General features: G+C 74.0%; 11 protein-coding genes. 4 read left to right on the forward strand and 7 right to left on the reverse strand.

The genetic code is table 11. The features are described from left to right. From MPTA5024_RS23310 to MPTA5024_RS23325, 4 genes are all read left to right on the forward strand, one after another. Positions 1-1,469 (forward strand): hypothetical protein (locus MPTA5024_RS23310; protein WP_063794772.1); only part of this gene is annotated, 1,469 nt, incomplete at its 5' end. A gap of 238 nt (positions 1,470-1,707) precedes the next feature. Continuing rightward, positions 1,708-3,729, forward strand: a complete 2,022-nt coding sequence (locus MPTA5024_RS23315; protein ID WP_157099662.1) for an LCP family protein — start codon at positions 1,708-1,710, stop codon at positions 3,727-3,729. A 403-nt stretch (positions 3,730-4,132) separates the two neighbouring features. After that, positions 4,133-6,019: an acyltransferase family protein gene (locus tag MPTA5024_RS39910; protein WP_051458549.1), complete on the forward strand. Its 1,887-nt coding sequence runs from the start codon at positions 4,133-4,135 to the stop codon at positions 6,017-6,019. 88 nt (positions 6,020-6,107) lie between these two features. Then, the gene (locus tag MPTA5024_RS23325) at positions 6,108-7,244 is read left to right on the forward strand and encodes a glycosyltransferase family 4 protein (protein WP_051458550.1); all 1,137 of its coding nucleotides are present in this window, start codon (positions 6,108-6,110) and stop codon (positions 7,242-7,244) included. A gap of 2 nt (positions 7,245-7,246) precedes the next feature. On the opposite strand, the gene MPTA5024_RS23330 is transcribed toward MPTA5024_RS23325, so the two are convergent. From MPTA5024_RS23330 to MPTA5024_RS42515, 7 genes are all read right to left on the reverse strand, one after another. Beyond that, the gene (locus MPTA5024_RS23330; RefSeq protein WP_051458551.1) at positions 7,247-8,221 is read right to left on the reverse strand and encodes a methyltransferase domain-containing protein; all 975 of its coding nucleotides are present in this window, start codon (positions 8,219-8,221) and stop codon (positions 7,247-7,249) included. After that, on the reverse strand, positions 8,208-9,011 hold the full coding sequence (locus MPTA5024_RS23335) for a class I SAM-dependent methyltransferase (RefSeq protein ID WP_051458552.1): 804 nt from the start codon (positions 9,009-9,011) through the stop codon (positions 8,208-8,210). The genes MPTA5024_RS23330 and MPTA5024_RS23335 overlap by 14 nt, the downstream gene beginning before the upstream one ends. A gap of 74 nt (positions 9,012-9,085) precedes the next feature. Next, complete coding sequence (gene asnB, locus MPTA5024_RS23340; RefSeq protein WP_063794753.1) at positions 9,086-10,660, reverse strand: asparagine synthase (glutamine-hydrolyzing); 1,575 nt, start codon at positions 10,658-10,660, stop codon at positions 9,086-9,088. Positions 10,661-10,703: 43 nt separating this feature from the next. Continuing rightward, positions 10,704-11,486, reverse strand: a complete 783-nt coding sequence (locus MPTA5024_RS23345) for a class I SAM-dependent methyltransferase (protein WP_157099663.1) — start codon at positions 11,484-11,486, stop codon at positions 10,704-10,706. Next, on the reverse strand, positions 11,483-12,790 hold the full coding sequence (locus tag MPTA5024_RS23350) for a hypothetical protein (RefSeq protein ID WP_036327996.1): 1,308 nt from the start codon (positions 12,788-12,790) through the stop codon (positions 11,483-11,485). The genes MPTA5024_RS23345 and MPTA5024_RS23350 overlap by 4 nt, the downstream gene beginning before the upstream one ends. After that, positions 12,787-12,930 (reverse strand): hypothetical protein, encoded by a 144-nt coding sequence (locus MPTA5024_RS42510; RefSeq protein WP_198167334.1) that lies wholly within the window; start codon positions 12,928-12,930, stop codon positions 12,787-12,789. The genes MPTA5024_RS23350 and MPTA5024_RS42510 overlap by 4 nt, the downstream gene beginning before the upstream one ends. Before the next feature lie 29 nt (positions 12,931-12,959). After that, positions 12,960-13,144: hypothetical protein (locus MPTA5024_RS42515; RefSeq protein WP_198167335.1), on the reverse strand; the 185-nt coding region annotated here is incomplete at its 5' end.

A 13,144-nucleotide genomic window follows, 5' to 3' on the forward strand; every position in this document is an offset into this window, starting at 1 on the left:
GGTGGTTCCTGGGGGTCCTCGGACTGGGGACGCTCCTGCGGCTGGTGGCCGTGGCCGGCTACCGGCCGGCGCTCTGGTTCCCCGACTCGTACACGTACGTCGTCACGGCCATGCGTCCCCGGCCCGATCTCGTGCGGCCGGCGGGATACTCCATGTTCCTGCGGCTGCTGGAGCCGTTCCACAGCTTCGCCCTGGTCGTGGTGGCGCAGCACGTCCTCGGGCTGCTCACCGGCGCGATGGTCTACGCGGCAGCGCGCCGCGGAGGCGCGGCGGGCTGGGCCGCCGTCCTGGCCTCGGCGCCCGTGCTCCTCGACGCCTACCAGGTCGAGCTGGAGCACCTGCTGGTCTCCGACCCGCTGTTCGGGTTCCTCGTGACGGCGGCCGTGTGGGCCGCGCTGCGGCGGCCGGTGTCGGGGCCGCGCGCGGTGGCCCTCGGAGTGCTCCTCGCCGCCGCCACCCTCACCCGCACGGTCGGCCTGCCGCTCGTCGCCGTGTTCGCGGCCTTCCTCGTGTGGCGGGCCCTGCGCGACGGGCGCACCGGGTGGCGGGGGCCGGCGCGGCGGGCGGGGCTGCTCCTGCTGGCCGCGCTGGTGCCGCTCGGGGCCTACGCCGGGTGGTTCTACGCCACCTACCAGCGGATCGGCCTCATCGGGTCGAACGGGGTGTTCCTCTACGCGCGGACGATGTCCTTCGCCGACTGCGGGGTGATGCGGCCGCCCGCGGACCTGCGGGTGCTGTGCGACCCGCGCCCCCCGTCGGCGCGGCCGGCCTCCCAGGAGTACATCTGGAGCTTCGACTCCCCCCTCGTCCGCCTGCCCGGCATCACGTTCACCCGGGAGACCGACTCGCTGGCCATGCGGTTCGCCTCGCTGGCCATCCGCAGCCAGCCGCTCGACTACGCCGCCTCGACGCTCACCGAGCTGGGACGGTCGTTCGTCTGGACCCGGCCGGTCTACCCGGACCCGGACACGTACGGCTACTACGAGTTCCCCCGCACGCCTCCGCCGCCCCCGGGCCGCCACCCGGCGGTCGTGGGCACCCGGTTCGCCGAGCGGTACGAGCAGGGCCCCCTCACGGTCGGCGTCGCCGAGCCGTACGCCGGGATGCTGCGGGCCTACCAGCGGGTGGCGTTCCTGCCCGGGACGCTGCTGCTCGCGGTGCTGCTCGTGCCGCCGTCGGCCGGCGCGGCCCGTCTCCTCGCGCGCCGGAGGCAGGCGGGTGGCGGTCTCCGGGGGCTCGCGCGGCGAGAGGCGCGCGGCGCCCCGCAAGGGACCGTGCCGCCGGCCGGCCGGTGGGGGCTCCCGTGGGTGGCCGCCTGGACGCTGCTGCTCGTGCCCCCGGCGACGGCCCAGTTCGACTACCGGTACGTGCTTCCCGTCGTGCCGCTGGCCTGTCTCGCCGCGGCTCTGGCCGTCGGGCCGGGGAACCCGGTGAACCGGCTCCGAGAAAAGAATGTAAAGCTCAAGTAATACGCATACCCTGAAATGTCCGGGTTTTAGTATGCTCTGCCGCTGGATCATCGGGGGTGCGGCGGCGCTGAGCGCGGTCCGGATCCCACCATTAGCGGCCCTCGCCGCGCCCACGTGACCTAATCTCGTGTGCGCGTCAGGCGGTCGCCAGGCAAGGAGGGCACGTGTGCGAGCGAGGCTCTAACCTGTCCCGCCGTTCGCCCGCCCGACCGGCGGTCCTCCGCGCGAAGGACGCCCGGTGAGCGAGCGCAGGCGCGTCTCCTCCCGCGACCGGGGACCCGCGCCGGCCGACCAGAAGGTCTGGGGTCCCGCCGACAGCCGCGGCGGCTACGGCGACACCCGGCCGGGCACGTACGGGGACGCCCGTTCCGGCTCCTACGGCGACCCGTTCGACGCCTCGACCGGGCGCCGCAGGGCGGGCCAGGGGCACGACGGCCACGGGCAGGCGCCCGCGCCCTCCCGGGAGCCCCGCCGTCAGCGCCCGCCGCGCGAGGAGCCCCACGAGTTCGCCCCCGGCCTCCCCGACGAGGGACGCCCCCGGCGCCGCGGCCGTTCCGAGGCCCACGCCGACACCCGCCTCCACCCCGCGGCCGACGACGAGTTCGCGGCCGAGGAGCCGTCGCGGCGCCGCCGGCGCAGGCGCGACGACGACGAGCAGGGCTACGACACGCGCCAGGCCGCCGGGTACGACGCGGTCTACCCCGACGACTACAACGGGCCCACCGCTCCGCGCAGGATGGCGGGCGGCGACGGGTACGACCCGCCCGAGGACCCGCCGCGACGGCGGCGCGGCGGCGGGGGCGCCTCCCGGGGGCTCGGAGTGGCCGGCTGGATCGGCGTCGTGATGACCTGCGTCCTGGTGATCGGGACGCTCACGGCCTACAAGTTCTACCGGGACACGATCGGCCTGTTCAACCGGACCCGATCCACCGACGACCTGGACAAGAACCGGCCCGTCAACGCGACGGGCGCGATCAACGTGCTGCTCGTCGGCTCCGACAGCCGGGCCGGGGCCAACAAGAAGTACGGCCAGCACCTCGTGAACGACGGCGAGCGCACCGACACGATCATGTTGCTGCACGTGTCGCCCAACCGCGACGGCGCCACGCTGCTGAGCTTCCCGCGCGACTCCATGGTCATGATCCCCAGCTGCAGGAACGCGCAGAACGTGACCGTCGCCCCGCACCTGGGCATGATCAACTCGGCCTTCTCGGACGGCGGGATGATCTGCACCCGGCGGACGATCGAGAACCTCACGAACATCCCCATCGACCACTTCGTGAAGGTCGACTTCACCGGCTTCAAGAACATCGTGAACGCCCTGGGCGGCATCCAGATCTGCCTCCCGCAGGCCGTGAACGACAAGCAGTCCAAGCTCAACCTCACGGCGGGCAAGCACCTCGTGAAGGGTGAGGAGGCCCTCGCCTACGTCCGCCTGCGGCACGGGCTCGGCGACGGCAGCGACATCGCCCGCATCAAGCGCCAGCAGGTGTTCATCTCCCAGGTCGTGAAGAAGGCCACCAGCACGGCGCTGCTCACCGACGTGGGCAGACTGCGGGAGTTCATCACCGCGGCCGCCCAGTCGGTGACGATGGACGACGGCCTCAACACGGAGACGCTCCTGCAGATCGCGTCGAGCGCGTCGAAGCTGAGCGCCAAGGGCTTCAAGGCCACCACCGTCCCCTGGGAGCCGTACGCGGCCGACCACAACCGCGTCCAGTGGAAGCAGCCCGACGCCACCAACCTGTTCAACGCGATCCGGAGCGACACCGAGGTCACGCCGACGGCCGCGCCGACCCCGTCGGGCTCGGCGAGCGCCAAGCCGAGCGCGCCCACCGTCACCAAGCCGCAGCAGGTCAAGGTCGAGGTGTTCAACGGCACCAACACGCCGGGCCGCGGCCGGGAGGTGGCCGAGGCGCTGGCCGCCCAGGGCTTCAAGGTCGTCGGCGTCGGCGACGCCCGCAAGCCGGACGGCACCGACCAGCCCAAGACGATGGTCCGCTACACCGGCCAGGGCTGGGACTACGCGAAGGTCGTCACCGGCAAGCTGCTGACCGCGGTCACCCCCGGCACGGGCAAGGTCGCCTCCGGGGTCGTGACGCCGTTCACGCCGGCCTCGCCGCCGCCGGACGCGCCCAAGGGCCGCGTGCCCGGGCCGACCATCCAGCTCGTCGTCGGGACCGACTGGCAGGGCGTCCGGGTCCCCCTTCAGGTGGGCGACAACGCCGTCACCTCCGACACGAACATCTGTTCAAGCTGACCGCCGGAACGTCACGGGCCGGGGCTCCTCGAAGGAGGGCCCCGGCCGTTCCATGTCGGGCCGGCCCGGTTTTACTCATGATCCCAACTGGTGTCACATCGGTTACGTTTGGTCCCGCTGGCGACATTCGTTCACGGGGACGTTAGGGTGGGTGATCTGGCGAACGCGCCCTGTTCGCCCGTTCGGGCTGATGCGCCGGGGCGCCTTCGCTAGTGTCCGAAGAGGACCCGGCAGCGGATCGCGACGCGTCGCGAGACGCGGCCGTCCCCCCGAGCCTCCGAACAGATAGCTGAGCGTTTCCCTCGTGAGTGACACCCGCCATCACCCTCCGGTCCCCGTCCCGCGGCCAGGCGTCACCCCCGATCCCGACGCCGACGCAGACGCCGAAGAGGCGCCCACCGGTGTGATCGGTCGCGTAACGGGCGAGTGGCCGCCTCCGGGCACGGACGCCGCGGCGGCCGACGGCCACCCGTCCGGAGCCCGCGAGGGCGCGGCCGGCGCGTCCCACGGCGTCCCCGGAACCGGTGAGAGCGGAACGGGCCCCGCCGCCGGCGACGCCGCCCCGGCGGCCGACGCCGCCGCACGGCTGGAGAAGCCGCCCCTTCCCGTACGGCAGCCCCGCAGGCGGGGAGCCGGCGGCCTGGGCAAGGCGCCGGAGAACGCTCCCACCCCCGAGGGGTTCGACTACTTCGGCTCCTCGGGCGGGCAGCGGCCCCCGGCGGACCCCACACGTCCCCGGTCCGCCGCCTTCGACGCGGCCGGCTCCTTCGGCCGGCGCGACGCCGTCGACAGACCGGGCCTCCCGGAGGAGCCCGCGGGCCCCGAGCGGCGCGGCGCCTTCGACCGGTCCCGCGCCTTCGGCGAGCCCGGCGCCGGGGACGTCCCCGGCCCCCTCGCCGGGGGTCCGCGCACCGGTGCCTCGCCTCTGCCCTCCCGCTCCCGCCGGGACCGCCCGGGAACCCAGTCCGTCCCGGACGCGGCGGCGTTCCAGAACGGTCCCGCGCCGGCCGCCCCGCCGATGGAGTGGCCCGGGGCCGACGGCCCGGTAGGAGCGCCCGGCCGCTGGGACCCCTGGCGGCGGGACGAGGTCCCCGGGGAGGCCGAGGCGTTCGACGGCCCTGCCGCGCGGCCGATGCCGCTGCCGGCGTGGGCGGAGGCCCCGGCACGCCCGCCGGCCGACCCGTTCGCCGAGCCCGTCCCCGAGCAGGCCAGGACGGAGAACCCCGGCCAGTGGGACCGGCCGGAGACCGAGGCGGAGCCCCAGCCCCGGGCCAAGCGGCCGCGCGACCCGTACCTGGACAACGCGAAGTTCCTCCTGATCGCCCTGGTGCCGATCGGGCACTCGCTCGTCCCGACGCTCGCGGCCGACTCGGCGCGGGCGGCGTACCTGTTCATCTACGTCTTCCACATGCCGCTGTTCGTGATGATCAGCGGCTACCTGTCCAGGAACTTCTGGAACTCCAACGCGAAGACCAACAAGCTGGTCGACACGTTCCTCGTGCCGTACGTCGTCGTCGAGGTCGGGTACGCCGCGCTCCGCTACGCCCTCGGGCACAAGTGGAGCATCACGATCACCGACCCGGCCTGGCTGAACTGGTACCTGCTGGCCCTGCTGTTCTGGCGGCTGTCCACGCCCGTGTGGAAGCGGATGCGCTTCCCGTTCCTCATCTCGGTCGCGGTGTACCTGTTCGCGGGCTTCTCCGAGCTCAGCGGCGACTTCAGCATGGACCGCTTCTTCGGCCTGATGCCGTTCTTCGTCCTCGGGCTGGTGATCAGGCCGGGGCTGTTCGACTTCCTCAAGCGGCGCTGGGTGATGGTCCTGTCGGCCCTCGTGCTGATCGGCGCGGCGGTGACCGCCGTCTACCTGGTGAAGAACTACTCGGTCAAGCTCGGCCCGATCTACTACAAGAACAGCTACAAGGACCTCCACCTGGTCTGGTGGAAGGGCATGGCCCTGCGGGTCGCCCTCCTCGGCGCGGCGCTCGCGATGTCGGCGGCCGTCATGTCGCTGGTGCCCAAGGGGCAGACGTGGTTCTCCGACCTCGGCACCCGCACGCTGTACTGCTACCTCCTGCACGGCGTGCCGGTGCTGATCGCCAAGGAGATGGGCTGGCTGAGCGTGCCCTGGCTGTACGGCCCGCTGGGCGTGGCCGCGATCGCGAGCGCCTGTTTCGCGCTGGCGATCGTGCTGTGCATGCCGATCACGCGGACGCTCTTCAAGTGGCTGCTCGAACCCCGGCTGACCTGGCTGTACCGCCGCCCGAGCGAGCCGGCCAAGCAGGCGGCGTAGCGGCGGCGACCCGGAAGTTCAGCGGCTATTCGATACCCATTCACCGGAGGCATCCAGGCATTTCGGACCGAGCGGCGAGCCTCCCTCTATGAGGGTATGTGTCGGCACGATCGTCCATCATCCAGAGGACGCGCGGATCACGCACCGACAGATCCGGGCGCTGCTCGACGCAGGACACGAGGTGACCTTCGTCGCGCCGTTCACCCACTGCAACGTGACGCCGCAGCAGGAGGTCCGGGCGATCGACGTGCCCCGGGCGGTGGGCCTGCACCGCGCCCGGGCGCTCAGGGCCGCCAGGTCCGCCCTGCGCAGGGGCGTGAAGGACGCGGACCTGCTGCTCGTGCACGACATCGAGCTGCTGCTCGCACTCCCCCACAAGCGCCCGCCGACCGTCTGGGACATCCACGAGGACACGGCCGGCGCCCTGGAGGCCAAGGCGTACCTCCCCGAGGGCCTGCGCGGCGTCCTCCCGCCGCTGATCCGGGCGATGGAGGGCCGCGCCGAGCGGCGGCTGCACCTGATCCTCGCCGAGGAGTCCTACCGCGACCGGTTCGAGGGCGACCACCCGGTGGTGCCCAACCACACGTACGTCCCGCGGACCCCGCCCCCGCCGCCCGGCGACAACCGGATCGTGTACGTCGGCCACATCTCCGAGGCCAGGGGCGCGGTCGAGATGGTGCGGCTGGCCCGCCGGCTCAAGCCGTACGGCATCCGGCTCGACCTCATCGGTCCGGCCGACGCCGGCGTCCGGCCGCTGCTGCGGGACGCCCAGCGGGAGGGGCTGCTCGACTGGTTCGGGTACGTGCCCAACCGGCACGCGCTGCGCATGGCGGAGGGCGCCCTGGCCGGGCTGTCGCTGCTGCACGACGTGCCCAACTACCGGGAGTCCACCCCGACCAAGGTGATCGAGTACATGGCGCGCGGGATCCCGGTCGTCACCACCCCGCTGAACCGGGCCGCCTCGCTGGTCGGCCGGGTCGACTGCGGGACCATCGTGCCGTTCGGCGAGGTCGACGACGTGGTGGAGGCCGCCGCCCAGGCCGTGCTGCGGCTGCGGCAGGACCACGAACGGCGGGCGGCCATGGGCTCGCGCGGTTACATGGAGGCGCTGAACCACTTCGACTGGCCGGCCCAGGCCGCCGAGTTCGTCGGCCTGCTGGAGCGCTGGGCCGAGGCGCCCGCCCGGGTCGCCGCGGTCCGCGCCGGCCGCGCCGTCGCCGTCTAGCGCTACTTCACGCCGCGGACGACGTAGAGTCCGCGGCGGCGCTCCACGGCCACCTCGCGCAGACCGAGGTCGGCCGCCCACCGCCGCAGCCTGCGCCGGGTCTGCGGCCTCTCGTACCGGGGCGACAGCCAGTCGAAGGTGTCGAGCACCGACCAGGCCAGCAGGGTGGCCGGATCGGTCAGCCCGAGGCGGTCGTGGGTGGCCACGGGCACCAGCCGGGTGAGGTACGGCCTCGCCTTCGGCGTGCGCCCGAGCCTCCTCGCCAGCGGCAGCAGGCGCGGCACGACCGCCTCGACCAGCGCGTACAGCCGGGCCGGCGGCATGCGCCTGGTGAACGGGCGCAGCACCTGCCGCAGGTGCGGGTAGGCGACCGGGGCGGCGTACACGTCCACACAGAAGCGGCCACCGGGACGCAGGCAGCGGAACAGCGCCTTGAAGGCGCGCTCGACGTCGGGCGTGTGCTGCACCACGCCGAGGCACACCAGAACCTCGAACGACTCCTCCTCGAACGGCAGGTCGTAGACGCTGGCCTGGACGAGCCGCAGGTTCGGGAAGCGGCCGTTTGAGGCGGCGTTCGCGTGCACGGCGCTGGAGATGTCGACCGAGGTGACCAGGGCGCCCATCTCGCACAGCACCTCGGTGAACCGCCCGGCGCCGCTCCCGGCCTCCAGCACGCGGACGCCGCGCAGGTCCTCCGGCCGCCACCCGCTCTCCGCCAGCAGCCGGTCGCGGGAGACGGGCACGCCGGTGAACGAGTCGAGCCGGGTCAGCCGGTGGCGGTTCCACTGGTAGCCGAACGACCGGGCGTAGCCGTCCTCCGGGACGAACCTCGGCACGCCGCGGTCGACCGGGTACGAGGCGCCGCACGCGGTGCAGCACAGCAGCTCGGCCGAGAGCCGGCACAGCCCGCCCCGGCAGCGCGGGCAGCGGAGCGTCTCGTGCCAGTGGCGGGCCGCCGACGTCTCAGGACGCGTCACGGCGGCACCCGTCCTCGAGGCCGGCCAGGCCGGGCCCGGTCATGCCGATGTACTTGCCCTGGTAGGCGAAGACGCGGAACCCGCCCTGCCGGGCGGCGTACTCGCGGAACACCATGTCGTCCTGGATGTCGTCCATCACGAGGACGTGACCGGGGGCGAGGTGCGGGCCCACCCTGCGGAGGAAGTACTCGCGGCCGGCCCGCGTCTTGTCGGAGTCGTAGTGCACGAGGCCGGCGACCCGGCCGGGGGTGAGGATCCGCTCCAGGTTCCTGCGGTCGCCCCTGAGGTGGAGGGCCCACCTGTCCTTGAGGTGCTCAGGGACCACGTGGCCGATGTAGCGCTCGGCGCCGGAGATCCGGAACAGCGGGAAGTCGCTGGAGTGCAGGCGCCCACGGCCGTTGGCGGCCATGGCGCCGAGGATGGCCGAGGTCGACCAGCCCGCCGCCACCCCCGTCTCGACGACCGTGGCCGGGCGGAGCCTGCGCGTCAGGAAGTACAGCAGCTCGACGCCGCCGGGGCCGCCGAGGTCGACGCCCGCCGCGGCCACCCGGGCCACGCCCGGCCCGGCCCGCTCCGCGAGGGCCGCCGCGAACCGCTCGGCCTCCCGCCACAGCGTCTCGTCGGCCCGCCTCCCCCAGATGGCCGGGTCCTGCGCGCGCTCGCGGGCCCAGGCCGTCGCCATCTGTCTCTCCCGGTCGTGCCCGTGCCGTACACGCAGGTAGAGCTTGTGCGCCATGGTCGGCAGGTACGCGGGACGCAGGGCATTGCGGGCGACCGCGAGAACGCTCATGGTCGGCCATCGTAGGCAGCGGCGCCGCGGCCGCCCGGCGGCCCGCATCCGTGGCGGATAAGGTCTTGGAAAAGCTAGGAGGCGTACGTCCGGTACCAGAGTTCGAGCTGGACGAGGGCCCAGATGCGAGGGCCGTGGTCCTGCCCGGCCTCGTGGGCGCGCAGCAGCCGCTCGACGGACTCCGGCCGGAACAGGCCGCGGGAGCGGGCCGTGTGGTCGGTGAGCACGTCCCGGGACAGCTCGCGCAGGCCGGTGCGCAGCCACGCCGCGAGCGGCACGCCGAACCCCTTCTTGCGCCGCCCCACGATCGGCGCCGGCAGCCACGGCGCGAAGGCGCGGCCTGCTGCGCGCCGGGGTGAAGCACGACATGACGCGGGCGTACCGCCGGGAGGGCGGCAGCCCGAGGAGCTCGACGACCCGCCCGGCGTCCCGCAGCCGCGAGGCGGGCCCGGCGCGCCCGGCGAGAGCGGCCCCTGCCCTCTCCAGCAGCGGCCCGGCGGCCCTCGGCACGGGGACGCGCCGGAGGGCGGCCATCGCGGCGTACCGCGGTAGCCGCCCAGGCACTCGTCTCCCCCGTCGCCGTTCAGCACGACGGTCACGTGGCTCCTGCTCATGCGGGCGAGGTAGAGGCTCGGGATCGCCGAGGAATCCGCGAACGGCTCGTCGAAGTGCCACGACAAGGTCGGCAGCATGTCGGTCACCGACGGGGTCACGACCAGCTCGTGGTGCTCGGTGCCGTACCGGCGGGCGACCAGGCGGGCGTACCGCCGCTCGTCGAAGTCGTCGTCGTCGAACCCGATGGTGAACGTCCGCACCGGCTCCGCCGACTGCCGGGCCATGGCCGCCGCGACCGCCGACGAGTCGAGGCCGCCGGACAGGAAGGCCCCGAGCGGGCGCTCGCTCACCATGCGCATCCGGGTCGCGTCGAGCAGCCCGACCCTGAGCCGCTCGGCCTCCTCGTCCTCGTCCCCCGCGGGGCGCGGCGCGCAGTCGAGCCGCCAGTAGCGGGCGACGTCCGTCTCACCGGCCCGCCGGGTGAGCAGGTGACCGGGCGGGACCTTGCGCACGTCGCAGTGGATCGACCAGGGCGCCGGCACGTAGCCGTACGTGAGGTAGTGGTGCAGGGCGACGGGGTCGACCTCCCCGGCGGCGACCGGGCCGCGCAGCAGAGCCTTCAGCTCCGAGGCGAAGGCCAGCGAGTCGCCTTCGGACCGCCAGTAGAGCGGCTTCTTGCCGAGCCGGTCGCGCGCCAGCAGCAGCCGCTCGCGCCGCCCGTCCCAGATGGCGAACGCGTACATGCCGTGCAGCTCGTGGACGAGGTCGTCCCCGAACTCCTCGTAGGCGTGCACCAGGCACTCGGTGTCGCCGTCCGAGGCGAACCGGTGCCCCCGGGCGGCCAGGCGCCCCCGCAGCTCCCGGAAGTTGTACAGCTCGCCGTGGAACACGGCCACGACCGTGCCGTCGTTGTAGACGGGCTGACCGCCTCCCGGCACGTCGACGACGGCCAGCCTCCGCGAGCCCAGCGCGGCCCTGCCGCCCTCGTGGTGGCCGGCCGCGTCGGGCCCCCGGTGCGCCAGCGCGTCGCACATCAGCCGGACCTGGCCGGCGTCCGCGGCGGCCGTCGAGACGATGCCCGCTATGCCGCATATATGGGCTCCAGGACGGACGCGGGGAGGATCCGGCCCGGGGTCGTCACGTCCGCATCGCCCCGGTGATCTTCCGGTTGTCGAAGAGGAACTCGGGACGGCGTCCGCGGGCCCGGCAGAAGTCGATGAAGGCCCGGCTGACGTCCACGTCGTCGCTGGCGAACAGCCCTCCGGGGCGCATGGCCGGCCAGACGTGCTCGTACTCCAGGAGCTGGCCCATGTACCGGTGGTCGCCGTCGTGGAAGAACAGGTCGACGCTGCCGATGCCGCGCAGCGCCCGGGCGAAGGCCGCCTCGGGCGCGGTGCGGTCGCTGACCGTCAGCCGCCACCGGTCGTGCCCGTGGATCAGGCCGCCTGCCCGCGGGTTCACGTCGAAGCTGTGCAGCGTCCCGTGCCCGTTGCGCTCCAGGGCGGCGAGGAAGAGGAAGGACGAGCGGCCGTCGGCGACGCCGGTCTCCACCACCGTGGAGGGGCGCAGCAGCCGCGTCGAGGCGTAGAGGAAGAAGCCGGTCTCGGTCTCCACCCCGAAACGCTCGGGGAAGGCCAGGTCCGTCCGCTCGTACTGCTCGGCGAGGCGGCAGGACACGTCGTGGTACTCGCGGGCGACCGCGTCCAGCTCGGTGTCCGACCAGCCCAGCCGCCGCACGAACGCCCGTCCTGACGTGGCGAGCGGCCCGCCGAGGCGGACGAAGTCGTGCAGGGGCGGCGCGGCGTTGCGGTGCACCCAGTCGGGGGCGAGGCGGGTGGCCAGCCAGCTGCCCGCGACCGCGGCGACCGGCCGCACCCCGCCGTGCCTGATCCACCGTCGTGCCGTGGCGACCCTTCTCATGGCAACCTCCCCTTCGCGTGCGTGCCGGCGACCGATGCCGGCGTGCCCGACGCTAGTGATCCGTCCGCCGCGTCCGTCGCGACACCAGCGGGAATGACCGAGACGTCGCCCGTCCTTTGCCCACCGGCGGAGGCGGCCGGCCGTGCCGAGGTCATCGTGAAGAACAGCGCGGCCAGCAGGGACACGCCGTAGAGGTAGGCCTCGGTCAGGCCCATCGCCAGGGAGGCGGTGAGGAACAGGTACGCCACCCGGTCGCGGGCCGCCGCCTCCCGCGCGAGCAGGGCGGCGAAGGCCAGGAACAGCAGCACCCCGACGACGCCCGCGCACACGCCGATGTACACCCACAGGTTGTAGACCGGGGTCCCGTCCGCGCCGGCCAGGCCGGACCTGCGCGCCGCCGTCGCGAACGCCCATCCGTGGCCCGACAGGGGCCGCTCCACGAAGAGCTGCCATCCGGCGGAGATGCTCCGCATCCGCAGGTCGCCGGACCGGCGGTTCAGCCCGAACAGCGAGGTGACCCAGGGCACCAGCGGCAGCCGCAGGCCGCCCGCGGCCGGCGGCAGCAGCAGCGGGACATACCACCGGCGCGGCAGCAGCGCCGCCGCGCCGGCCGCCGCCGTGGCGAACCAGACCACCCGCGTGTAGGTCATCGCGATGCCGAACAGCAGCACCGCCGCCAGGACGGCCCTGACGGGCGCCGGGCCGCGCCACACCGCGACCACGAGCAGCGCCGCGAGGAACAGGCCGCCGGCGTGTGTGGGGTCGTTCACGACCACGCCGTAGAGCCGGGCGGGCACGTGCGGCAGGTAGAAGGCGATCTCCACCAGGGACAGCCCGACCACCTCCGCGAACAGGCAGGCCTTGCCCTGGGGGCGGTGGGTGACCCCGACGCCGACGGCGGCGTAGACCGCGACGCGGCCGAGGGCCGTCAGCACGCCGTACCCGCCGACGGTGACGACCGCCGCCCACAACAGGAACATCGACAGCGCGACCCGCGACGGGGTGACGCGCAGGCTCAGCACCCGCATGCTCAGCGTCAGCCGGGCCAGGTAGACCAGGGCCGCCACGTCGCTCGGGCACAGCGCGCCCACCGCCGCGTCGCCGTTCCGCACGGTCAGGACGAGGACGGCGGGGAGCACGTCGATCGGGAGCAGCAGCAGGGCCGCGCCGGCGAGCGCGTCGCGCGCGGGCGTCACGCCGTACTCCCCGGCGAACCAGGCGAGCGCCGCCGCCGCGAGCGCGAGGACGAACCGCGCCGCCTGCGGGCCGGGGCGCGTCCCGGCAGGCCCGCACCGGCCCGTCACGACCGCTCCGCGAGCGGGCGGAGCAGGACGAGCCACGCGGCCGCGCCGGTCACGGCGACGGCCAGGGCCCCCCACCCGTACGTCAGGGCCGTCGGCCCGGCGCCCGAGGTCAGGCGGGTGCCGAGGAACAGCGTCGCCATCACGAGCGCGCCGTCGAGCGCGACCCAGGTCAGCCGGACGCCGGGCCGTCCGAGCGCGAGCGGAGGACCTTCGACCAGAGGACCGTCCCCCGGACGCAGGCCGCCGCGAGCAGGACGGCCGCGGCCGCGCCCAGCGTCTCGTAGGCAGGTCCGTACACCAGCCCCAGCAGCGGCCGCGCGAGCGGGACCGCCGCAACCGCCGCCGCGAGGCCGA

Origin of the sequence: Microbispora sp. ATCC PTA-5024 (genome assembly GCF_000511135.2) — a bacterium.
Taxonomy (GTDB): domain Bacteria; phylum Actinomycetota; class Actinomycetes; order Streptosporangiales; family Streptosporangiaceae; genus Microbispora; species Microbispora corallina.

Coding starts and splice junctions, on each gene's coding strand:
- MPTA5024_RS23325 (WP_051458550.1), top strand. CDS start 6,108: ATGAGGGTATGTGTCGGCACGATCGTCCATCATCCAGAGGACGCGCGG.
- MPTA5024_RS23335 (WP_051458552.1), bottom strand. CDS start 9,011: ATGAGCGTTCTCGCGGTCGCCCGCAATGCCCTGCGTCCCGCGTACCTG.
- MPTA5024_RS23345 (WP_157099663.1), bottom strand. CDS start 11,486: ATGAGAAGGGTCGCCACGGCACGACGGTGGATCAGGCACGGCGGGGTG.
- MPTA5024_RS42510 (WP_198167334.1), bottom strand. CDS start 12,930: ATGGCGACGCTGTTCCTCGGCACCCGCCTGACCTCGGGCGCCGGGCCG.